This is a genomic window from Shewanella olleyana (assembly GCF_023283825.1).
Lineage (GTDB): Bacteria > Pseudomonadota > Gammaproteobacteria > Enterobacterales > Shewanellaceae > Shewanella > Shewanella olleyana.
Map to the genome: position 1 here is coordinate 99,591 of NZ_JAKILD010000002.1, position 22,720 is coordinate 122,310.

17 protein-coding genes are annotated in these 22,720 nt (G+C 39.0%); 10 read left to right on the forward strand and 7 right to left on the reverse strand.

Annotated elements, in window-relative coordinates; genetic code table 11:
- The first annotated feature begins 614 nt into the window (after window positions 1-614).
- Together psrA and L2735_RS02010 are read left to right on the forward strand one after the other, a co-directional pair.
- On the forward strand, window positions 615-1,259 hold the full coding sequence (psrA, locus tag L2735_RS02005) for a TetR family transcriptional repressor PsrA (RefSeq protein ID WP_248983108.1): 645 nt from the start codon (window positions 615-617) through the stop codon (window positions 1,257-1,259).
- 9 nt (window positions 1,260-1,268) lie between these two features.
- Complete coding sequence (locus L2735_RS02010; protein ID WP_248983109.1) at window positions 1,269-3,545, forward strand: acyl-CoA dehydrogenase; 2,277 nt, start codon at window positions 1,269-1,271, stop codon at window positions 3,543-3,545.
- 144 nt (window positions 3,546-3,689) lie between these two features.
- Here the strand turns inward: L2735_RS02010 and pyk are convergent, their stop codons facing one another.
- Window positions 3,690-5,129 (reverse strand): pyruvate kinase, encoded by a 1,440-nt coding sequence (pyk, locus tag L2735_RS02015; RefSeq protein ID WP_248983110.1) that lies wholly within the window; start codon window positions 5,127-5,129, stop codon window positions 3,690-3,692.
- Between the two features lie 206 nt (window positions 5,130-5,335).
- Window positions 5,336-6,190: a MurR/RpiR family transcriptional regulator gene (locus tag L2735_RS02020; protein WP_076541003.1), complete on the reverse strand. Its 855-nt coding sequence runs from the start codon at window positions 6,188-6,190 to the stop codon at window positions 5,336-5,338.
- A 330-nt stretch (window positions 6,191-6,520) separates the two neighbouring features.
- Between L2735_RS02020 and zwf the strand changes: the two genes are divergently transcribed.
- From zwf to L2735_RS02050, 6 genes are all read left to right on the forward strand, one after another.
- Window positions 6,521-7,993, forward strand: a complete 1,473-nt coding sequence (zwf, locus tag L2735_RS02025; RefSeq protein WP_248983111.1) for a glucose-6-phosphate dehydrogenase — start codon at window positions 6,521-6,523, stop codon at window positions 7,991-7,993.
- 10 nt (window positions 7,994-8,003) lie between these two features.
- The gene (pgl, locus tag L2735_RS02030; RefSeq protein ID WP_248983112.1) at window positions 8,004-8,702 is read left to right on the forward strand and encodes a 6-phosphogluconolactonase; all 699 of its coding nucleotides are present in this window, start codon (window positions 8,004-8,006) and stop codon (window positions 8,700-8,702) included.
- A gap of 11 nt (window positions 8,703-8,713) precedes the next feature.
- Window positions 8,714-10,540, forward strand: a complete 1,827-nt coding sequence (gene edd, locus L2735_RS02035) for a phosphogluconate dehydratase (RefSeq protein WP_248983113.1) — start codon at window positions 8,714-8,716, stop codon at window positions 10,538-10,540.
- A 19-nt stretch (window positions 10,541-10,559) separates the two neighbouring features.
- On the forward strand, window positions 10,560-11,201 hold the full coding sequence (locus L2735_RS02040) for a bifunctional 4-hydroxy-2-oxoglutarate aldolase/2-dehydro-3-deoxy-phosphogluconate aldolase (RefSeq protein ID WP_248983114.1): 642 nt from the start codon (window positions 10,560-10,562) through the stop codon (window positions 11,199-11,201).
- 198 nt (window positions 11,202-11,399) lie between these two features.
- Window positions 11,400-12,398, forward strand: a complete 999-nt coding sequence (locus tag L2735_RS02045) for a hypothetical protein (protein ID WP_248983115.1) — start codon at window positions 11,400-11,402, stop codon at window positions 12,396-12,398.
- Window positions 12,399-12,514: 116 nt separating this feature from the next.
- Window positions 12,515-13,036, forward strand: a complete 522-nt coding sequence (locus tag L2735_RS02050) for a GNAT family N-acetyltransferase (RefSeq protein ID WP_248983116.1) — start codon at window positions 12,515-12,517, stop codon at window positions 13,034-13,036.
- A gap of 78 nt (window positions 13,037-13,114) precedes the next feature.
- On the opposite strand, the gene L2735_RS02055 is transcribed toward L2735_RS02050, so the two are convergent.
- From L2735_RS02055 to yfbR, 4 genes are all read right to left on the reverse strand, one after another.
- Complete coding sequence (locus L2735_RS02055) at window positions 13,115-13,693, reverse strand: DUF1569 domain-containing protein (RefSeq protein WP_248983117.1); 579 nt, start codon at window positions 13,691-13,693, stop codon at window positions 13,115-13,117.
- Window positions 13,694-13,929: 236 nt separating this feature from the next.
- Entirely contained in the window at window positions 13,930-16,548 is a 2,619-nt protein-coding gene (gene adhE / locus L2735_RS02060; protein ID WP_248983118.1) for a bifunctional acetaldehyde-CoA/alcohol dehydrogenase, read from the reverse strand.
- A gap of 389 nt (window positions 16,549-16,937) precedes the next feature.
- Window positions 16,938-18,317 carry an anti-phage deoxyguanosine triphosphatase gene (locus L2735_RS02065; protein ID WP_248983119.1) on the reverse strand — a complete coding sequence of 460 codons (1,380 nt, stop codon included), beginning with the start codon at window positions 18,315-18,317 and terminating at the stop codon, window positions 16,938-16,940.
- A gap of 62 nt (window positions 18,318-18,379) precedes the next feature.
- The gene (yfbR, locus tag L2735_RS02070) at window positions 18,380-18,988 is read right to left on the reverse strand and encodes a 5'-deoxynucleotidase (protein ID WP_248983120.1); all 609 of its coding nucleotides are present in this window, start codon (window positions 18,986-18,988) and stop codon (window positions 18,380-18,382) included.
- A 191-nt stretch (window positions 18,989-19,179) separates the two neighbouring features.
- Here yfbR and L2735_RS02075 point away from each other — a divergent pair, with 191 nt between their 5' ends.
- Entirely contained in the window at window positions 19,180-20,103 is a 924-nt protein-coding gene (locus L2735_RS02075) for a hypothetical protein (protein WP_248983121.1), read from the forward strand.
- A gap of 45 nt (window positions 20,104-20,148) precedes the next feature.
- On the opposite strand, the gene L2735_RS02080 is transcribed toward L2735_RS02075, so the two are convergent.
- Window positions 20,149-21,036, reverse strand: coding sequence for an endonuclease/exonuclease/phosphatase family protein (locus L2735_RS02080; protein WP_428848284.1), 888 nt, complete (start codon window positions 21,034-21,036; stop codon window positions 20,149-20,151).
- A gap of 138 nt (window positions 21,037-21,174) precedes the next feature.
- Here L2735_RS02080 and cls point away from each other — a divergent pair, with 138 nt between their 5' ends.
- On the forward strand, window positions 21,175-22,626 hold the full coding sequence (gene cls, locus L2735_RS02085; RefSeq protein ID WP_248983123.1) for a cardiolipin synthase: 1,452 nt from the start codon (window positions 21,175-21,177) through the stop codon (window positions 22,624-22,626).
- Window positions 22,627-22,720 lie beyond the last annotated feature (94 nt).

Below are 22,720 nucleotides of genomic sequence, written 5' to 3' on the forward strand. Positions count from 1 at the left end.
GAGGTTTTACTGCTTTAGCAAAAAGTTAACTTGGTAAGGGCGCTGAGCGACCAATTTGTTCATTATAAAAGATGTGCCTTACTGAATTATGAACACATGAACAGTAAAACACTGTTCTGATAAATAAAAATGCTTAATGGTTTTTTGAGTTTGGTTCGAAATGAATCGTTTAAATCGAGGTCGATGAATTAATGGCTAAGCTACTACAGCTAATCAGCTCTTATTTTTACAAAGGTGTATCCAACAAAGCGTGAAACCACTTTTATAAAGAGTCTACTGTTTAGGGCTTACTAGCTTGTATAAATGGAAAATAATCCTCTTCAAACATAACCTGTATAAATTATCAGATATAGGCTTACATCAAGATCCAAGAATGCTAATTATTTGTGTATCTTAGACAGGTGTTTAAAAGGGTATTTCAACTTACAGCATTCATCTCATTTTCCCCGAGGGTAATATATATAAATATGCTGTTTACTATTTTCTTGTGAAGGCCACCGTTATGAAAGCTCAAACCCTTCGATTTCTTTATCGTGAGTTCAGTAAATTAGATTGACAACTGTGCGCTCAATGTTTAATTTAAACGGGTGTTTTAAATTAAAATGGGTCATGGAATGGCAAGCAGAACAGATACAAAAACAAGAATTCTAGATGCTGCTGAAAAGTTATTCGCCGAAAGAGGCTTTTCAGAAACATCGTTAAGATTAATAACCAGTAAAGCTGAAGTCAATTTAGCTTCAGTTAATTATCATTTTGGTTCAAAGAAAGAACTCATTCGTGCCGTATTAGCAAGATATTTAGATGTCTTCATGCCTAGTGCAGCTGCTGAAATACAAAGGTTATTTAAAAATCCAGAGCTGGCAAACTTAAATGAAATATTTTCATCACTGATTAAGCCTTTGCTGGAATTGAACCAAGTTCGTCATGGCGGTACCACGATTTTTTTACAGTTATTAGGACGTGGTTACATTGAAAGCCAAGGGCATTTGAGATGGTTTATCACAACTCATTATGGTAAATACCTCGAAGCTTTTGTTAAAGCGGTTTCAGCCAGTGCCCCACATATTCCGCCTGCAGAAATGTTCTGGCGACTACACTTTACCTTAGGGACTATCGTTTTCACTATGGCTTCAGCAGATGCATTGAATGAAATTGCAGAGGCTGATTATGGTGAACATAACGACACCGAAGCAATTATCCGTAAGGTGATACCTTACATGGCCGCTGGCGTTTCAGTACCAATTTTAGCAAAGGAATAAGGGATTAACATGACTGTCCTAATACTAGTATTAATAGCACTCTTCGTGTTGTTTGGTGTGCGTAATTTAAGGATGCGTTTCATTACGCGTCCTGTATTTAGTTTTTTCAAGAAAGTTTTACCACCTCTTTCAAGTACTGAAAAAGAAGCAATGGAAGCGGGTGATGTTTGGTGGGAAGGTGAATTATTTCGCGGTAATCCAAATTGGAATACCCTACATAATTATGGAAAGTCGACCCTTTCAGCTGAAGAGCAAGACTTTATCAACAATCAAGTGATGACAGCACTCACCATGATTGATGATTATGACATTGTTCATAACCGTAAGGATTTACCACCTGAATTATGGGATTACTTCAAAAAAGAAGGTTTTTTTGCCTTAATCATTCCGAAAAAGTTCGGTGGTCGTGAGTTTTCAGCTTATGCAAACTCAACGATTGTCAGTAAAATCGCGACAAGAAGTATTAGTGCGGCTGTAACAGTAATGGTGCCAAATTCATTGGGCCCAGGTGAGCTTCTAACGCATTACGGTACACAAGAGCAGAAAGAACGTTGGTTGCCACCACTTGCTGTAGGCGAAGAGCTACCATGTTTTGCATTAACAGGACCAGAAGCTGGTTCTGATGCGGGGGCTATCCCCGATTTAGGCATTGTGTGTCGCCGTGAGTTTAACGGTGAAGACACTTTAGGGTTAAGTCTGACTTGGGATAAACGTTATATTACGCTTGCACCTGTAGCAACGGTATTAGGATTAGCATTTCAAATGCGTGATCCTGATGGCTTATTAGGTGATGAAGAAAACATTGGTATCACTTGTGCGCTGATCCCGACAGATCATGAAGGTGTTGAAATCGGTCGTCGTCATAATCCATTAATGATGGCCTTTATGAACGGGACAACGAGTGGTAAAGATGTGTTCATTCCACTTGACTGGATCATTGGTGGACCTCAGTTTGCAGGTAAAGGCTGGCGTATGTTAGTTGAATGTTTGTCAGCGGGTCGTGGTATTTCTTTACCTGCGTTAGCTACTGCTTCAGCGCAAATGGCAACCAAAACAACAACAGCTTACAGTTATGTTAGACAACAGTTTGGCATGCCAATAGGCAAGTTTGAAGGGGTTCAAGAAGCGTTAGCACGCATTATTGCTAACACTTATCAGCTAGAAGCTGCCCGTTGCTTAACAACAACCGGTATTGATTTAAAAGTTAAACCGTCTGTGGTTACCGCAATTGCAAAATACCACATGACTGAATTGGGTCGTGATGTCGTTGAAGATGCAATGGATATACAATCAGGTAAAGGTATTCAGCTAGGCGAGAAAAACTATCTAGGTCATGCCTATATGTCTAGCCCTATATCTATCACTGTTGAAGGTGCCAATATTTTAACCCGCTCATTGATGATCTTTGGTCAAGGTGCGACCCGTTGTCATCCATATGTATTAGCTGAAATGGAAACAGCAGCAATGGAAGATCAAAAAGCGGCTATTAACCGTTTTGATTCTTTGCTAATGGGTCACATGGGTTATGCAGCGAGAAACGGCGTGATGGCTTTATTTAATGCATTAACAGCGAGTAAAACTAACTCTTCACCTGTCAGTGGAACAACCCAGCAATATTATAAAGATATGAGTCGTTTATCATCTGGCTTAGCTATCATGACAGATTTATCGATGTTGATAATGGGTGGTGATTTAAAACGTAAAGAAATGATTTCAGCGCGTATGGGTGATGTACTAAGTCAATTGTATCTTGCATCTGCGACGCTTAAACAGTTTGAAGATAACGGACGTCAGCAAGATGACTTGCCAATTGTTCATTACGTTATGACTGAACGTTTGCATCTAGCAGCTAAAGCTTTACAGGATGCGACGCGTAATTTCCCAAGCAAGCTTGTTGGTATTTTATTAAAAGTGATTATCTTCCCTATTGGTAATCACTTTAATGCGCCAACAGATAAACAAGCAACGACATTAGCTGATAATTTCTTACAACCTTCACCTGCAAGAGATAGAATCACTTTCTTGTGTGCTGACTTAGAAGGCGATAAGAGCGGGATTGCTGAGGTCGAGTCAGCGTTTTTAGCAAAAATTAACTGTAAGCACTTATACGCTAAAATAAGAAAATCACAAAAAGCAGGGGAATTAACACCTAAACTACCTGCACTTGCGACATTCGCAGAAGCGTTAGAGAAAAATGTCATTACTCAAGAAGAGCATGATTTATTAACTGATGCTGATGCAAAGCGCTTAGCCGCAATTAACGTTAATGACTTTGAGACGTTATAGTTTGCATCACTAGCTAGGACTTCCGTAGTCCTGGATCAATTTAAAACACACATATTAAAAAACCACCTCATTGAGGTGGTTTTTTTATGTCTTTAAACTGTACTAAATAAAGACTTAAAGATTACATATAAGCGTCAATGGCTATTATGCTACGACCAATACTTTACAAGTGTTAGTGCCGCCAACAGTTTCCATTGCGTCGCCTTTAGTCATTAATACCATGTCACCTGTTTTAAGGTAACCAGCTTTCGCTACAGCTTTTAAAGCCTCTGTTGCTAATGCATCTGCAGCTACTGCAGTTGAATCAAACTGAACAGGCATAACACCGCGGAATAAAGCTAATTTAGCTAAAGTTTTCTGATGACGAGATAAAGCAAAAATCGGCAATGCAGAACTGATACGAGACATTAACTTAGTTGTCTCACCAGATTCAGTTAAGCTAATGATAGCTTTAACGCCTTCAAGGTGGTTTGCTGCATACATAGTCGAAAGCGCAATCGTTTCTTCAATAGAATTAAACTTTTGATCAAGCCTATGTTTTGAAGACATAACAGAAGGATGTTGCTCTGCGCCTTTACACACATTGCTCATTGCTAATACTGTTTCTTCAGGGAAGTCACCAGCAGCAGTTTCGGCTGAAAGCATTACAGCATCAGTGCCATCAAGTACGGCGTTTGCAACGTCCATCACTTCTGCACGTGTTGGCATAGGACTAGAAATCATAGATTCCATCATCTGCGTTGCAGTAATAACGACTTTGTTTAGCTGACGAGAGCGTTTAATGAGTTTCTTTTGAACAGCTACTAATGCTGCGTCACCAATTTCAACACCTAAATCACCACGAGCAACCATGACAGCGTCAGATGCTTTAATCACATCATCCATTGCTTCATCAGTACCAACAGCTTCAGCACGCTCTACTTTAGATACGATTAGCGCGAAGCTACCAGCATCTTCAGCAAGTTTACGGGCTAAATCTAAATCTGCACCTGTTCGTGGGAATGAAACAGCTAGGTAATCAACTTGAATTTGCGCCGCAGTTAAAATGTCTGCTTTGTCTTTATCAGTTAATGCAGGAGCGGTTAATCCGCCGCCTTGTTTGTTGATACCTTTATTATTTGATAAAGGGCCTGCAACAGTAACAGTAGTGAAAACTTTTTGCCCATCAACTGATTCAACACGTAGTTGAACGCGACCGTCATCAAGCATTAGAATATCGCCGATTGTGACATCGTTTGGTAATTCTTTGTAATCAATACCAACTTGCTTTTCGTCACCTTCACCTTTGCCTAAGGCTGCGTCTAATACAAAGGTATCACCTAAGTTCAATTGAACTTTTTTGTTATCTTTGAAAGTAGAAACACGAATTTTAGGACCTTGTAAATCGCCTAATACCGCAACATGAACGCCTAACTCTTTAGCGATGTTACGAGCGTCTGTAGCACGCTTGAGGTGATCTTCTGGTGAACCATGTGAGAAGTTAAGACGTACCACATTTGCACCCGCTGCGATGATTTTACGTAGATTGTCATCACGGTCAGTTGCTGGGCCTAGTGTAGTAACGATTTTAGTTCTGCGGAACATAAGATACTCCGTTAATTTAAAGAAAAAGAATTCGGTACAAATAATGAAACTATATTAACAGAGATTTTGGCATTTTGTAGGAAAGTTACAAACAAAAAGAACGGTTTTAGTGTTTTATTTTTGTGACAGAATCGATCTTTAGACAATAAAAAGGCCGAACAGGCAATACTGTTCGGCTTTTTAGACCTGTAATTTAAAGGCAATATTTAAATAGTAAGATCTTTATTAACGCGAGATTCTTTTAAAACTTCTTTAACTCGCTTCAAATTGTCACGGAAACGAGGGCCTCTACGCAGGGTAAAGCCTGTTGCTAAAACATCGATAGTAACAAGCTGTGCTAAACGAGAAGCCATTGGAAGGTACATGTCTGTGTCTTCTGGTACTTCCATGGTCACTGGCAGGGTACATTCATGAGAAAGAGGAGAGTTACGCGCTGTGATACCGATTACGGCTGCACCGTTCTCACGGGCGATACGGGCAATCTCAATAAGGGATTTAGTGCGACCTGTATGAGAAATAAGTACCACTACATCGCCTTCATCACATCCAATGCAGCTCATACGTTGCATTAAAACGTCATCAAAACATATGACAGGTACGTTGAATCTGAAAAATTTATTTTGAGCATCATGGGCAACAGAAGAAGAAGCACCCAGTCCGAAAAATGAAATTGTTTTAGCTTGTGTAAGAATATCAACTGCTTTGTTGACAGCGACTACATCTAAGCTCTGACGCGCTGTATCAAGGGATGCCATTGAAGATTCGAAGATTTTTGTTGTATAAGATTCTGGTGAATCATCTTCTTCAACATGGCGGCTAACATAAGGTGTACCGTTAGCGAGACTTTGTGCCAGATGTAATTTAAAATCAGGGAAACCCTTAGTATCTAAACGACGACAAAAGCGATTCACCGTTGGCTCACTGACGTCAGCCATTTTTGCTAGCGTCGCTATACTTGAGTGAATAGCTGTCTGTGGCGAAGATAAGATAACTTCTGCCACTTTACGCTCTGACTTACTAAATTGTGTAAGGCTTTTTTGCACCTTTTCAAGGGTATTCATAAGCAATTGTCCGCTAAAATGGATGATGTAATTTTATATCATAAATTACATTTTAAGGGTAAATGAAGTAATTTTCGTACTTCTATAAACGATATGTAGTCACTTTACCGAGTTTTTCTGTAACTATAAACAGCGAGTTCAGTAATTTTATCACCAAAATACTATCAGGTTTTATGTTAAAAAGGCTAGATACAAGACAAACGAATATTTTCAAATTATAGATGCACAAATCAAATTCTGTTGTTATATTACAACAAAAGTGTGTTTTAAATCATCGGCAACTAAAAATAATAGCCAATGGACACACAATATAAAGGAGTATGTAAAGCAATGAGTAACTCATCATCAGGGGCTAAGGCTTGCGATTTTGTACTTTTTGGTACGAAGGGCGATCTCGCGAGACGTAAATTACTGCCTTCACTTTATCAATTAGATAAAGCAAACCTGCTAGATAAAGATACGAAAGTGATTGGTGTCGCCAAAGATGCTTTCACTCAAGAAGAGTTTATCGCCTTAGTTCAAAAAGCTTTAAACACTTTTGTTAAAGACGAATTATGTGAAGAAACCCTCGAAAGATTTATTGCTCGTTGCCATTATATCGGCACTAATTTTACGGAAGCTGAAGGTTATAAAGCTTTCCATGACTTACTAGAACCAACAAAGCGCGTAATGGTAAGTTATTTTGCAACTCCTCCTTCTATCTTTGGTGATATCTGTCGTTGTCTTAACGAACAAAACTTAATACACCCTGATACGCGTATTGTACTTGAAAAGCCAATCGGGACGTGTCTTGAGTCTTCAAAAGTCATTAACAACAAAGTTTCAGAATATTTTAATGAAAATCAGGTTTATCGTATTGATCATTACTTAGGTAAAGAAACGGTACAAAATTTGATTGCTCTTCGTTTTGCTAATTCTTTGTTTGCTTCTAAGTGGGATAACCGTACGATTGATCATGTACAAATTACGGTTGCTGAAGAAGTGGGTATTGAAGGACGTTGGGGTTACTTTGATACTGCTGGTCAAATGCGTGACATGATCCAAAACCATTTATTGCAAGTGTTAACCCTTGTAGCGATGGATCCTCCAGTCAATCTTGATGCGGACAGCATTCGTGATGAAAAAGTAAAAGTACTTAAATCATTACGTCCTATCACTCCTTATAATGTTTTTGAAAATACCGTACGTGGCCAATACACAGCTGGCTTCTTAAAAGGCAGCCCAGTTCCGGGTTACTTAGAAGAAGAAGGTGCTAACGTTAAATCAAGTACTGAAACTTTCGTCGCGTTAAGAGTAGACATCGATAATTGGCGCTGGGCAGGCGTACCATTCTACCTACGTAGTGGTAAGCGCATGCCGTTCAAGAGTTCAGAAATTGTGGTGTACTTCAAAAACCCACCGTTAAACCTATACCGCGACAGTATGCGCAACCTTCCGCCGAACAAGTTGACTATTCGTTTACAGCCTCATGAAGGCGTTGAAATTCAAATGATGAATAAAGTCCCAGGTTTGGAAGAAAAGCAACGTATTCAAACGACTAAACTCGATTTAAGTTTCACGGATACGTTTAAGAACGAGCGTATTGCTGATGCTTATGAGCGTTTATTGCTTGAAGCTATGATTGGTAACCAAGCATTGTTTGTTCGTCGTGATGAAGTTGAAGAAGCGTGGACATGGGTCGATGGAATTATGAACTCTTGGGAAAATGGCGGTGAAAAACCAAAGCCTTATCCTGCAGGTACATGGGGCCCAGTTGCTTCTGTAGCACTTATCACTAAAGACGGTCGTTCTTGGGACGAGTAAGGATTTTAAGATGATTAAAGAATCTGTATTTAAGTCATTTGATACGCCAAGCGATTTAGAAGCCAAGCTTGCTGAAAAAATTGCAACTCAATTGCAAGATGCTGTCGATAGTCGTGGTAAGGCTAGCCTTGTCGTATCTGGTGGCTCTACGCCACTTAAATTGTTTAAGTTATTAAGTAATAAAGCCATTGATTGGAGTGATGTATACGTCACTTTAGCGGATGAGCGATGGGTTGATGCTGAAGCTAATGATTCTAACGAGCGCTTAGTTCGTGAACATTTATTACAAAACCGCGCGGCCAGTGCCAAATTTCGCGGTTTAAAAAATATGTTTGAAAGCCCAGAGAAGGGCTGTGATATGACGATTGAATCTTTAGCTAACTTCCCTAAGCCATTCGATGTAGTGGTATTAGGCATGGGTACTGATGGCCACACTTGTTCGTGGTTCCCATGCAGTGCTGAGTTAGAAAATGCATTTACAACTGATGCATTGTGCGCGGCGGTTAATCCAACTACTGCACCACATGCTCGCATTACCTTATCTAAAGGTGCGATTTTAAATAGTCGTCAAATTTACCTACATCTTGTTGGTGAATCAAAATTATCCGTTTATCGCCAAGCACTACAAGCTGACGATGTGAACGAAATGCCTATCAGAGCAGTATTAGCGCAGCGTAAAACGCCCGTTGATGTGTTCTATAGCGCTTAAAGGAGTCAATTATGCACTCAGTAGTTCAAGCTGTTACCGATAGAATTATCGAACGTAGCAAAGATTCTCGTGAAAAATACTTACAAGCTTTAAATGATGCAAGCGCTAAAGGCGTTCATCGTAGCGCGTTAAGCTGTGGCAACTTAGCCCATGGTTTTGCAGCGTGTCAGCCCGCTGATAAAGAGTCATTACGCCAGTTAACAAAAGCCAACATTGGCATTGTAACGGCTTTTAATGACATGCTTTCAGCGCATCAACCATACGAAGATTACCCAAACTTTTTGAAAAAAGCGTGTCAAGAAGTGGGTAGCGTCGCGCAAGTTGCAGCGGGTGTACCTGCAATGTGTGATGGTGTGACTCAAGGTCAACCTGGTATGGAATTGAGTTTATTAAGTCGTGAAGTGATTGCCATGTCAACAGCTGTGGGGTTATCTCACAACATGTTTGACGGTGCATTACTACTGGGTATTTGTGACAAAATCGTCCCTGGTTTATTAATTGGAGCGTTGAGTTTTGGTCATTTACCTATGATGTTTGTGCCTGCTGGCCCAATGAAGTCTGGTATTCCCAATAAAGAAAAAGCACGTGTACGTCAGCAGTTTGCCCAAGGCAAGGTTGATCGTGCTGCATTACTTGAAGCTGAATCTAGCTCTTATCACAGCGCCGGTACTTGTACATTCTATGGTACTGCAAACTCGAACCAGTTGATGTTAGAAATCATGGGGCTACAGCTTCCTGGTTCTTCATTCGTAAACCCTGATGATCCATTGCGTGATGAATTAACCGCGATGGCAGCCAAACAAGTGTGTCGTTTAACTGAAATGGGCACGCAATATACACCAATTGGTGAAGTGGTTAATGAAAAATCAGTAGTTAATGGCATCGTCGGTATCCTTGCCACTGGTGGCTCGACCAACCTGACTATGCATATTGTTGCTGCAGCTCGTGCTGCAGGCATCATTGTCAACTGGGATGACTTTTCTGATTTATCAGACTGCGTACCATTAATGGCCAAGGTTTATCCAAATGGTCACGCTGATATTAACCATTTTCATGCAGCAGGTGGAATGGCATTTTTAGTAAAAGAATTGCTTGATGCAGGTCTGATCCATGAAGATGTCAATACAGTTGCAGGTTTTGGTCTTCGTAAGTATACCCAAGAGCCACGCATTTTAGATGGAAAACTCACATGGGTTGATGGACCTACCGACAGTTTAGATAAAGAAGTATTAACCAATGTTGGTACGCCTTTCCAAAACAATGGCGGTTTGAAATTACTGAAAGGTAATTTAGGTCGAGCAGTGATCAAAGTATCTGCAGTGCCTAGTGCTAATCGTATTGTTGAAGGTCCAGCTGTTGTGATTGACGATCAAAACAAATTGGACGCTATTTTCCAAGCTGGCGAACTAGATAGAGATTGTGTCGTTGTAGTAAAAGGCCAAGGGCCTAAAGCTAACGGTATGCCTGAGTTACATAAGTTAACTCCGTACCTTGGAACATTACAAGACAAAGGCTTTAAAGTTGCCTTGGTTACCGACGGTCGTATGTCAGGTGCGTCAGGTAAAGTACCAGCAGCTATTCATTTAACGCCAGAAGCGTTAGATGGAGGAATTATCGCCAAAGTAGAAGATGGCGATTTAATAAGAGTTAATGCCGATACAGGCGAATTGAGTTTACTTGTTGATGAAGCCACCTTAGCTGCTCGGGTTGCCGGTAAAGTGGATTTACATCATTCAAGTTATGGCATGGGACGCGAACTATTTGGTGCACTTCGAAGTAGTTTAAGCAGTCCTGAAACAGGCGCTCGCAGTACCAGTGCCATTGACGAAATTTACTAATTGTAAGGAAGATTAACGAATGCTTGAGAATAACTGGACATTACAGCCACAAGATATTTTTAAACGCAGTCCGATTGTTCCTGTAATGGTTATCAATAAAATTGAGCATGCTGTACCGTTAGCGAAAGCATTAGTTGCGGGTGGCATAAGTGTTTTAGAGATTACTTTACGCACAGAGTGTGCTTTAGAAGCAATTGAATTAATTGCTAAAGAAGTACCAGAAGCCATTGTGGGTGCAGGTACGATTTTAAATGAACTTCATTTACAGCAAGCGATTGATGCTGGTTCACAATTTATTATCACTCCAGGTGCGACAAAAGGGTTACTTGAAGCTGCGAAGAAAGGCAATGTGCCTTTAATTCCTGGTGTAGCAAGTATTTCTGAAGTCATGGTAGGAATGGAATTGGGTTACACCCACTTTAAATTCTTCCCAGCTGAAGCTTCAGGTGGTGTGAATGCGCTTAAAGCGTTCTCTGGCCCATTAGCTAATATTCGTTTTTGTCCTACTGGTGGTATTACACCTAATAGTTACAAAAACTATTTAGCATTACCAAACGTGGATTGTATTGGCGGCAGTTGGATCGCACCAACAGATGCAATGGAGCAGGGTGATTGGGAACGAATTACTCAATTATGTAAAGATGCAATTAGCGCTCTTTAGATGTTAGCGTTTTGCTTAGTTAAAAAACCACCTTTTGGGTGGTTTTTTTATACCTGATATATCATTAATATAATCAACAGAGTGAAAATTATCTTGGTTAATGCATTGCTTAAAAAGCCATTTACCGCTTTAAGTCAATGCTAAATACCTGTTCAGGCCATAGCACTTAATGTTTGAATGATGCATGAAGGATTATGAATGACAACACAGTCTCAAGTTTGGATATCAAAAATACCTTTGATCAGTTTCTTGTTGCTTTTGTGTGCTTGGTATTATTTCTTCAACACGGATAATTGGCTCAATAGCAATGGCTTAGCTAATCATGACTGGTTATTTTTAATTGATATCACGATAACAGTGCCATTGATTTGTTTGTTATGCATTAAATCAGTCAAGCAAGCTCTCATTAAGTCTATTAGTTACTTTGTTTTATTTGTAACCTTTGGAAGCTATTTTATTCCCGAGCAACATCAATCTATTTGGCCCTATCTAACAGATTTACGTTACATCATATTGATCTTGTTTGTCTTTATGGAACTAAGTGCCATTTACTGTGTTTTTGTTGCGATTAAACAAGCGGTTAGTACAAAAGAAGATCCTGACTTAGCTATTGAATCTGCCGTTAAATCAACGTTTGGTGATAATACAATTGCTAATATATTGCTGCTAGAAGTCCGTGTTTGGTACTTCATTTTTTGTAGTCGATTTATAAAATCTAATTTTTATTCTGGTGAACATGCTTTTTACTATCACTTGAAAGATAGCCAACAATCTAATGCCCTTGGCTTTATTTTGATGATTGCATTTGAAATCCCATTAATGCATTTAGTCTTACATTTCATTTGGTCGCCTTTCGCCGCAAATATCATTACCGCTTTAACTCTGTTTAGTTTAGTGTTTTTTATCGCTGAATACCTTTCAATGTCCCGTCGTCCCATCACTATCGATAAACAAAACATATTTATTCGCTATGGGGTGTTTAACACTATGATCGTTCCAATATTAAATATTCAAAGTATCTCGACGAATCATGAATTTATTAAACGGCAACCTCATGTAAAACGTTATAATTTCAGTGGCGTTCCTAATATAGAAATAACACTATCAAGGCCAATGGCCGATATTACTCGCATTTACATTGGCGTAGACAGACCTAATGCATTGATTGAAGCGGTAACAAGTAGTAGACAGTCATAAGCAGAAGTTTGGTAAAATAATTGGCTAAATTACATGTGTGTGACAGTGACGTGTATCAAAGAAGTATATCAGAGACGTGTATTAGGGAAGTGTATTGGTGATGTTGGTAAATAATAATGACTGCACCACTAAGTTCTACTTTGGCAAACTTCAGATTATTCATAGCAGGCGAAAAACAATTGAACCTTAAATTTAGAAAAGCAACATCGCAAGACATTGATTTATTGAAGGGACTTGAGCAACAAGTTGTGCAAGCAGAGCGACCTTTTAATTCATCAATAAAATCTGAAAATGCATATTACTATGATCTTGAAAGCTTACTAACAGATGATCAAAGTTACATACTGGTCGGTGAAATAGAAGGCCGGATTATCGCTACAGGTTATGTTCAAATAAGATCCTCAAAGCGATCTTTAAATCACGATAAACATGGCTATTTAGGTTTTATGTATGTTGCTCCAGAGCATAGAGGGCACGGAATTAATCAATTGTTAATTGATAAACTTGTTCAATGGAGCAAACAACGATTAGTTAATGACTTTTACCTTGATGTTTATGATGACAACGAAGCTGCAATTCGTGCTTACAAAAAGCTTGGTTTTAGCAAAACCTTAGTTGAAATGAAATTAAACTTATAGTGTAAATTAGTGCTTGTTAAGGCCTGTATTCAGTTAATAAAGCGATAAAGGTAATTAATCAGGTTTTAGCACATAACGTTATTCAACAATTAATTCCAATAAATGGTTATTGAAATGCATTGCATGGGCTAAAGTATATTCTTGTTTAGAAAGTTCGCCATAGGCAAAGTGGGGCTGTAATTTCCCTGTGTAGGACTCAAAATCTGTTAACGATGTTGTGAAACGACTTAAAGCAGTTAGGATGTATTCGGTACTCAAAGGTTTTGTTTCTAACAATGCAGGGGCTCCTGGTATTGCCTCACTCAGATTGTGTTTCATTTTCCCTTTTGCTGCAAAGGCAGAAAATGCTAGGGTTCCAACTGTCTGTTTAAATACTTCAGATTTATGCTCAGGATATCCCGTCATCGAATATTCGACACTTTGTGCGCAATGGTTAAATATCTGATTTAAATCCCACTTACCAGTTGTAAAGGATATGAGATCTTCAGTGTTTGTCATTGCTAGTAACTGTTGTTTTATCTTCGCTAACTTTGTCAGTGTGTGTTTAATAGTAAGTGGCTGAGTTTCCATGTCGATTGAAAACCAAGTTATTCCAACCGCTGCAGTAGATATAGTCCCGCCAGCTAATAAGGTTTTTAAAAACACACGACGATTCATTGAACATTCACTAAAAGTTGTTGGAATTAATATGATTAGTAAAACAGAAGCTGAGTTTAGTCGCAATCATTGCTTGGTTGTTTTTAAGTATGGTTGTTTTAAAGTATACGCTAATAAAAACGCTAGCCAATTCAAATTGAATGGCTAGCGTTTTAGTTTATGACTTAATTACTGGCTTTATTAACACTCTTATTAAGGATAAAGCCTAAGCAGCAAGGTTTTAAATCAAGTAATCATTAAGCTTGTTCGTCTTGATACTTTGTACCGTAAAAGCTATCAATTAGAATTTGTTTTAGCTCTTTAATTAATGGGTAACGTGGATTAGCGCCAGTACACTGGTCATCAAAAGCATGTTCAGCTAACTCATCCAGTTTTGCTAAGAAATCAGCCTCGTTAACGCCAGCTTCTTGAATAGAAGCAGGAATGCCCACTACTGATTTGAGTTCATCTATCTTAGCGATTAACAACTCAACTTTTTCACTATCCGTTTCTACCGTATCAACGCCTTCAATTTTTAAATGCTCAGCAATTGTTGCGTAACGACACAATGCTTTAGGGCGATCATATTGGCTGAATGATGCTTGCTTAGTCGGCATATCAGTAGCATTAAATCTAATTACATTACTGATGAGTAGGGCATTAGCTAAACCGTGTGCTAAATGGAACTCTGCTCCAAGTTTATGAGCAAGTGAGTGACAAATACCCAAGAAAGCATTTGCAAAGGCAATACCGGCTATGGTTGCGCCGTTATGGACTTTTTCACGAGCCACAGGCGCATTTGCACCTTGTTCATATGCCGCGGGTAAATACTCAACTAATAGATCCATCGCTTGCAGTGCTTGGCCATCACTGAATTCGTTTGCCATAACACTAACATAAGCTTCTAATGCATGGGTTACTGCATCAATGCCACCAAAAGCGGTGAGTGATTTAGGCATATCCATAACAAGGTTTGGATCCACAATCGCGATATTAGGCGTTAACTGATAATCAGCAATAGGGTATTTCATACCGCTGACTTCATCAGTAACAACGGCAAACGGAGTTACCTCTGAACCAGTCCCTGAAGTTGTTGGAATGGCTACCATTTGTGCTTTTACGCCCAACTTAGGGAATTTATAAATACGTTTACGAATATCCATAAAGCGAAGTGCTAAGTCTGCAAAATCGACATCAGGATGCTCGTATAGTACCCAAATAATTTTAGCTGCATCCATTGGTGAACCACCACCTAAAGCGATGATGACATCAGGTTGGAAACTTTGAGCAACTTTTGCACCTTGTTTAACAATGGCAAGTGTTGGGTCAGCTTCGACTTCATAAAACACTTCTGTTTCTAAACCCTGAGCTTTTAAAATTTTGATGGTTTCATCACAGTAGCCATTGTTGAATAAAAACTTATCAGTCACGATTAAGGCACGTTTTTTAGTTTCTAATTCTTCAAGTGCAATAGGTAAGCTGCCGCGGCGGAAGTAGATTGATGAAGGTAGTTTATGCCACAACATATTTTCAGCCCTTTTCGCGACAGTTTTCTTATTGATTAAATGGCTTGGTCCGACATTTTCAGAAATTGAGTTGCCGCCCCAAGAGCCACAACCTAAAGTTAATGATGGCGCGAGTTTAAAGTTGTACAGATCACCGATACCGCCTTGTGATGCGGGGGTATTGATTAGGATACGAGCCGTTTTCATTCTAAAACCAAAAGCTTTAACACGTTCACTTTGTCCATCTTGGTCGGTATATAAACCTGATGTATGGCCAATACCACCGAGTGTGACTAATGCTTCTGCTTTATCCATGGCATCGTTAAAGTCTGTTGCACGATACATGCCTAAAAGTGGTGATAGTTTTTCATGTGCAAACGCTTCTGCATCACTAATTTCAGTCACTTCACCAATAAGCACTTTAGTCCAACTTGGTACCTCTATATCAGCCATTGCAGCGATAGTCGCAGCACTTTGTCCGACTATGTCAGCATTTAAATTACCATTTTTAAGAATCACATCTTGCATGGCTTTAGTTTCAGCGACTGTTAGCATATAGCCACCGTGAGTTGCGAAACGTTCTTTAACTTGTTCGTAAATGCTATCAACCACGACCACGGCTTGCTCTGAAGCACAAACAACGCCGTAATCGAATGTTTTTGACATTAAAATGGAGCTGACTGCTCGTTTAATATCAGCGGTTTCATCAATTACAATCGGTGTATTACCAGCTCCAACACCAATAGCTGGCTTACCAGATGAGTAGGCGGCTTTCACCATTCCAGGGCCACCTGTCGCAAGGATTAAGTTAATTTGCTCATGAGTCATTAACTGATTAGAAAGGGCAACTGAAGGTTCATCAATCCAGCCAATAATGTCTTTTGGTGCACCGGCTTCAATTGCCGCCTCAAGCACAATTCTAGCGGCAGTTGTAGTTGACTGTTTAGCCCGAGGATGCGGCGAAAATATAATGCCATTTCGGGTTTTAAGGCTGATTAACGCTTTAAAGATCGCTGTAGATGTCGGGTTAGTGGTTGGTACAATTCCGCAAATGATACCGACAGGCTCTGCAATGGTGATGGTACCAAAAGTGACATCTTCGGCAATGATGCCGCAGGTTTTATCATCTTTGTATTTGTTATAGATATATTCAGAAGCAAAGTGGTTCTTAATCACTTTATCTTCTAATAGTCCCATATTAGTTTCAGTCGCTGCCATTTTGGCTAATGAAATACGTGCATCAGTAGCTGCGAGTGCTGCAGCTCTAAAAATGTTGTCGACTTGTTCTTGGCTAAAATTAGCGAACTCTTTTTGAGCTTTTGACACTCGGTCAACAAGTTGGTTAAGTTGCTCAGTATTGGTGACAGTCATAATCACTTCCTTAAAAAATAGTTAACTAAACAGTTTTAGGTAACGACTCTTATTCAATAGTAAAATTTGTTTATTTTTACGAACTCTTAATCCTTGTTATAAAATTACCTCTTTAGAGGCATGAATATCGTGATCAACGACACAAATTGAGTTCTATTGGTAAGTTTATTACGAAGATGCTGATGAATTTAACGAGTAGTTCACAGTTTAAACATAATGAGATTAGTTTAAGGTTTTATGACAATGAAATGGTGTTATTAAAATCACATATCTGCAGCGCTCAACTTAATGCTGATTTAGGCTAAAAGAAAGGCTGTAGTTTGGAAAGTTGTTAATGGGCTCGCTAAATAGTGAGCCCTTTATTTATGACTTAGTTTAGATTGCCAAATTTATCTTTCAAGGCTGATTTCAAAAATCCCTGCAGATTTTGGTCCGAAAAGTTGTTGATGTAGACGACCTGCAAATTCATCGGTCATCCCAGAAATATAATCCGCAATAATTCGCATTTCATTTAAGTTATTGTCTTTTGCATGTTGCCAACGCTCTTGAGTGTTTAATGGCAAAAGGCGAAGAGGATCAGATTCAAAAGCCTCAAATAATTCCATGACAATTTGCTGTCCCTTGTATTCGAGCATTTGAATTTCTGGCTTACGTATCACGTATTTGAAGACAAACCTTTTAAGCGTATCCAATGCGTCGGCAAAATCGGGTTGAAGTTCGGCATTAAATCTTAAAAGTGGTTCTTCGAAATGAGTATCTTCTGAAATAATAATGTCAGTGACAAAGCCATTAACTAGTGTGCCAATAGCATCCTTTCGCAAGTGATGTTGATGTGAGAACAGTTTATCTGCGATAGTTTTAAACTCATGACTTAACCAAGGATCTTCACTTTCAGATAAATGGTTAGCTACATCTTGCTGCCACTGAATAGGAGTAACAATCCCCATGACAATAGCATCTTCTAAATCATGTACAGCGTAAGCAATATCATCTGCTAATTCCATTATGGAGCAATCAAACGACTTATATTGTGTTCTATGGTGAGGGTAGGCCTCTGTTGGACTTGGCTTAGCACTTATAAAGCGATTTCTATCGGCAGGTGTTAATCCGGCTAATACCCAATCGTAAATGTCTTTATCATCATCAAACAAACTTTTTACAGGCGGCCATTCTGAAGGTTTAAGTTGACGATGATTTTTAATTTCTTGTTGGCCTAAGTCTACGTGCAGTTTGTTATAAAGAGCTGGGTATTTTAAGATCCCCAATAGTGTTCTTCGGGTTAAATTCATTCCCCAGTATTGAGTGTAAGGTTCAAGCCTTGCAAGAATACGAAAGGTTTGGCCATTACCTTCAAACCCACCGTGATCTCGCATCATATAATTAAGGGCGACTTCGCCACCATGACCAAAAGGTGGATGGCCAATATCATGGGCTAGGCATAAAGATTCAATCAAACTCATTGAATCAAGAAGGTCATTTATTTGTGGATATTTACGTTTAAGCTGCGCAGCGATACCTGTGCCGATTTGAGAGACTTCTAAAGAATGAGTCAGTCTTGTTCTGAAAAAATCATTCATGCCAATACCATGAACTTGAGTTTTAGCCTGTAAACGTCTGAAAGCTGCAGAATGTAAAATACGGGCACGGTCACGCTGAAAAGGGCTGCGGTGATCATTGCGCCTTAATTTATCTTCACCTAAACGTCTGTCATGCCAAGGGTTATGGGCTTGTTCATTATCAGGTATTTTATAAGAAATCGTATCTGGCATTTCACTTCCTTTTATTAAAGGCGACGCAATGTATTTTAATTAATCTTCAACATATCAATGGGTTAAATTTGCGGATCGTTTTCAGTTAACTTATCTAATGTGGAGGTACAGCTATCTAAAAAGATATCAATGAAGCATTTAACTTCAGGCAGCTGTTGCTGAATTTCATTGAGCTTTTTATCTAGATTATCTTTAACGTGATGAAACTCATCGTTATTGAATCTTAGCTCATTCATGGTTTTGACATAGGCTTGTAAGATATCAGCAGCTTTTACAATGGCTTTGTATTCGGGGTCAACTTCTGACTGAACGAGTAATGGCTCCATTTCTTCTCGTAAATCAGCTGGCAATGAAGCAAGGCATTCTTTTTCTGCTAAGTCTTCAAGCTTTTTAAATGCTTTAGTAAATTCAGGGCTGTGGTATTTGGTATTTGTATTGATGTCCTGAAGTTTGGTTTCTGAGACTTCATGATAAAGCGCGATGGTAGCCGCTTTTTCAGGGTTTAAATTTCCGCCAAAACGTTTGTTTTTAATCACCACTAATAAATGGGCTATTACGGCTACTTGATGGCAATGCTCTGATACGTTCTCTTTTTGAAAGCAGTGCATTAAAGCCCAGCGTTCGAGAAGTGGCATACGGGTGATCCATGCCATAAATGTGCTTGGTTTCATTTTCGTCCCCTAGAGAGTCGTTACTCGCTGAATACGGAATGTGCTAATACTGATATAGCTACAACATTACTTGAGTTATTGCTGAATCACCAGATAATCAATCTGTTTTTATTCAATATTTTATAACTTAAATTTGAAATTAAATTAGCTTAGTTTTAATCTAGTTTATTGAATTAATTATAGAGTGCAAAATGGATGATGCCCGTTGTATTGAGCTAAATAAAATCGTCACCAATGAAGACTTATACGTTTTAGAAAATGTTAAGTCTTACCAATTTGTTTGTGATGAATGCGGTGTGTCGTTAATTCCTTGCTCCTATAAAAAATCAGTAAACCTGCGCAAACCGTATTTTAAAACGGGCAAAAATGCTGAACACAAAGCAGGTTGCTACGCTAAAGCAACGGCAAAAATTCGTGAGCAAGCTAAAACGAGTCGAATATCGACCGAAGAAGGTTTTCCGCTCGCATACCCAAACCGGTTCAATCTTGCTGCGGTAAAGTCAGCTAAATTTATTCATGAAGAGCTTATCAATGAAGAGCCCAGTGATAGCAAGCGAATTGGCGCTCAAAACATTTCTTCTGCAGCTAATGCTGGACACACTAAAACTAAACAAAACTATGTCACCAGTTCTTTTCAAACCTTAGTTGATCAATATTTCAATTTTCCGTTTGATCGTGATCGTGAATTAACTTTTGAAGGTATCAAGGGCAATCAGTACCAACAGATTTTCCAAAAGATCAATAATCCCATCGGTAAACAAAAATTTCGTTTTCAAACTGCTGAACCTGAAACCAAGATTTTCTTTAGTATTTTGTCTTGGGATAAGCCTGAAATAGACAACAATATAATTAAAATTAAACTCTCAGCAGGTTGGTGGCAACAAAGTGCTGGTAAGAAAAAGAATTTAAGACCTTACTTTGTTGAAATTAATACTGAAGGTTGGCAAGCCAGCGTGTTAACTAAGTTTACTGAGCGGTTAGCGCAAATTAGAGAATTAGTAAAAGGCACAGATAAGAAAGCCTTAATGGCATTTGTCGGTGAGCAAGATAGAGAAGAAGACTTTTATCGTTTTACCTGTGATGAATCTCGCTTAATGTGCTTTAAAGTATTCTGACGTTTCTACAACAAACGTTTGCTGAACTAAAATAAAAATTAGTGTTTATTTTAGTGCAAACTGAGTTTGAATTGGGTTGTGATCTGATGCGGTAGTTTCATTCGAATTGGCATTGATTAAGCTTAAGCCACGGTAATAAAGGTGGTCTAATGGCAGCCCAAATACGCGTTTTCTGAAATCGACTTTATATTGCGCCTCTTCAAGTCTTAATCCATGAGCTAATTGCTTAACAATATCTAGTCTCCCATCACGCCAAGTATTAAAGTCACCGGCTAAAATAACTGGCCCACGGTGAGCGGTTACTTTACTGAGTATTTGCTTAAATTGCGCCTCAAAGCTTGTTAAACGCACATCAAAATTAACTCCATGTAAATTAATCACTAGAAGTTGTTCACCTGTTGATAATGGATAACGACTGACTAAAGTTGATTTTGCAAAGCGAATTAATGGTTCGGTTGTTTGATAAGCACAGGCCTCATTAGCTGGTTGAGTCGATACGTTCATGACACCCATTGGGACGTTCATCAATTTAAAGCCTTTGGCCATCACTACATGAAACTGTTTTTCTTCTAAGTATTGTTGAAATGTGCGGTTTAATTTAGCTTCTTGTAGCAGAACTAGATCATTGTTTTGGGTTAACTCTGTGAGTACAGGTTGCCAATTAAGTTTCTTCTGCTTGTAAATATTCCAAACCGCAATATTTAACAGTCCTTGCCGATCTATGGATGCTGAAGAAGGTTGTACAGAGCAATTGGATACGAAAAAAGGCGGTTGTTCACTCATCATGACCTCAGGCTTTCCATTAAAAGTTGCAATTATGCTGTGATAACACAATAGTAATCCGCTAATAAGCAAAAAAGTTAACAGGTATTTATGTTTAATTTTCAAGATACCTCGTTGAAAGCTTTTTTGTATAACATCGCCGTGTACCAATGTTATTGTGTACGACAACATTAAGACTAGTAAGCTAAATGCTCTATTTATGACGTTTGACGGAATATTCAGTACAATCAAACTGTACTATTAATTTATTGCTATTTCACTATAAAGCTTAGGGCGAATCAGATACCTATGGATCATTTAACCCAAATAATTGCTGTACTTGGTGTTTTCCTATATTGGTTAATACTCGGTGGCGTAGCAACACGAATTGTGATTAAACGGCGGAGTGTTGGCGTATCTTTTTCGTGGCTATTGATTATTTATTTCCTACCCTTTGTCGGTGTGATTGCTTATCTGTTGTTTGGCGAATTACATTTAGGAAAAGCACGTTCTAGTCGCTCTAAAGCTATGTTTAAACCTTATGGTGAGTGGTTCTCTTCTTTGTATCAACATAACGCCCACCAACCAGACAAACAAAGTGATTATGCACATTCAATCAGTAAGCTATGTGACGTGCAGTTATCGATACCCTCATTGATGGCCAATGAGTTAGTGCTGCAACATACCCCTGAGCAAATCTTAACTTCCATCATTAAAGACATAAATGAAGCTAAAACGGCTATTCATTTAGAGTTTTATATCTGGAATCCTGGAGGTTTAGCTGATGAGGTGGCGTTAGCATTGATCAACGCAGCTAAACGAGGAATAGCTGTAAAGTTGTTGCTTGATGCCGCAGGTAGCCGGCAATTTTTCAAATCTCAATGGCCCGAACAAATGAAAGCCGTTGGTATTAATGTCGTTGCGGCGCTGATTGTCAGTCCATTAAGAATGTTTTTCAGAAGAATGGATTTACGTCTTCATCGTAAGATCGTCGTCATTGATAATAGTATTGGATATACAGGTTCAATGAACCTCGTTGACCCTAAATGCTTTAAGCAATCAGATGGTGTTGGTGAATGGATTGATATGATGGTCAGAATTTCTGGTCCTGTGGTCCCTGTCATGAATACGGTGAGTGCTTGGGACTGGGAAGTTGAAACGAACGAGCGGATTATGCCAGCTAAACCACCAGAAGCTTATTGCAGCGATACTTCGTCTTTAGTTCAGGCCATTCCTTCAGGCCCTGGAATGCCAGAAGAAGTGATACACCAAGTCTTGCTACAAAGCTTATATCAGGCGCAACAAAAAATCGTGATCACAACTCCTTACTTTGTGCCAAGTGAGCAATTATTGGATGCGCTGGTGACTGCGTCTTTACGAGGTGTTGATGTGAATATTATTATTCCTCGTAAAAATGATTCCACCATGGTGAAGTGGGCGAGCAGTTCATTCTTTACTGAATTATTAGATGCAGGCGTGAATATACATCAATTTAATGGTGGTCTGTTACATACTAAGTCGGTGCTTATTGATGATGAGCACTGCCTGATCGGTACAGTAAACATGGATATGCGCAGCTTGTGGTTGAATTTTGAATTAACCTTGGCTGTCGATGACATTAAATTTGCTGCTAGGTTAGGGGCTTTATTACAAAGTTATATGGATGACTCTGATATTTTGACTGTTGAAGAGTGGGAGCAACGTCCGATGTACAAGCGATTCATTGAACAAGTTTTTTACCTATTTAGTCCTTTGCTTTAAAACTGAATATTTACCTTAATCGTAAGAGCAAAAAGCCACTGTAAATTTTACAGTGGCTTTTTATCGGAACCTGAAAACTATTACGGCTATTGTA

What these genes read in the sequence shown, in the direction of transcription:
- L2735_RS02075 (WP_248983121.1), top strand. Translation starts at nt 19,180, where the DNA reads ATGGATGATGCCCGTTGTATTGAGCTAAATAAAATCGTCACCAATGAA.
- L2735_RS02065 (WP_248983119.1), bottom strand. Translation starts at nt 18,317, where the DNA reads ATGCCAGATACGATTTCTTATAAAATACCTGATAATGAACAAGCCCAT.
- adhE (WP_248983118.1), bottom strand. Translation starts at nt 16,548, where the DNA reads ATGACTGTCACCAATACTGAGCAACTTAACCAACTTGTTGACCGAGTG.
- edd (WP_248983113.1), top strand. Translation starts at nt 8,714, where the DNA reads ATGCACTCAGTAGTTCAAGCTGTTACCGATAGAATTATCGAACGTAGC.
- yfbR (WP_248983120.1), bottom strand. Translation starts at nt 18,988, where the DNA reads ATGAAACCAAGCACATTTATGGCATGGATCACCCGTATGCCACTTCTC.
- L2735_RS02055 (WP_248983117.1), bottom strand. Translation starts at nt 13,693, where the DNA reads ATGAATCGTCGTGTGTTTTTAAAAACCTTATTAGCTGGCGGGACTATA.
- L2735_RS02020 (WP_076541003.1), bottom strand. Translation starts at nt 6,190, where the DNA reads ATGAATACCCTTGAAAAGGTGCAAAAAAGCCTTACACAATTTAGTAAG.
- L2735_RS02010 (WP_248983109.1), top strand. Translation starts at nt 1,269, where the DNA reads ATGACTGTCCTAATACTAGTATTAATAGCACTCTTCGTGTTGTTTGGT.
- L2735_RS02045 (WP_248983115.1), top strand. Translation starts at nt 11,400, where the DNA reads ATGACAACACAGTCTCAAGTTTGGATATCAAAAATACCTTTGATCAGT.
- cls (WP_248983123.1), top strand. Translation starts at nt 21,175, where the DNA reads ATGGATCATTTAACCCAAATAATTGCTGTACTTGGTGTTTTCCTATAT.
- psrA (WP_248983108.1), top strand. Translation starts at nt 615, where the DNA reads ATGGCAAGCAGAACAGATACAAAAACAAGAATTCTAGATGCTGCTGAA.
- L2735_RS02050 (WP_248983116.1), top strand. Translation starts at nt 12,515, where the DNA reads ATGACTGCACCACTAAGTTCTACTTTGGCAAACTTCAGATTATTCATA.
- zwf (WP_248983111.1), top strand. Translation starts at nt 6,521, where the DNA reads ATGAGTAACTCATCATCAGGGGCTAAGGCTTGCGATTTTGTACTTTTT.
- L2735_RS02040 (WP_248983114.1), top strand. Translation starts at nt 10,560, where the DNA reads ATGCTTGAGAATAACTGGACATTACAGCCACAAGATATTTTTAAACGC.
- pyk (WP_248983110.1), bottom strand. Translation starts at nt 5,129, where the DNA reads ATGTTCCGCAGAACTAAAATCGTTACTACACTAGGCCCAGCAACTGAC.
- pgl (WP_248983112.1), top strand. Translation starts at nt 8,004, where the DNA reads ATGATTAAAGAATCTGTATTTAAGTCATTTGATACGCCAAGCGATTTA.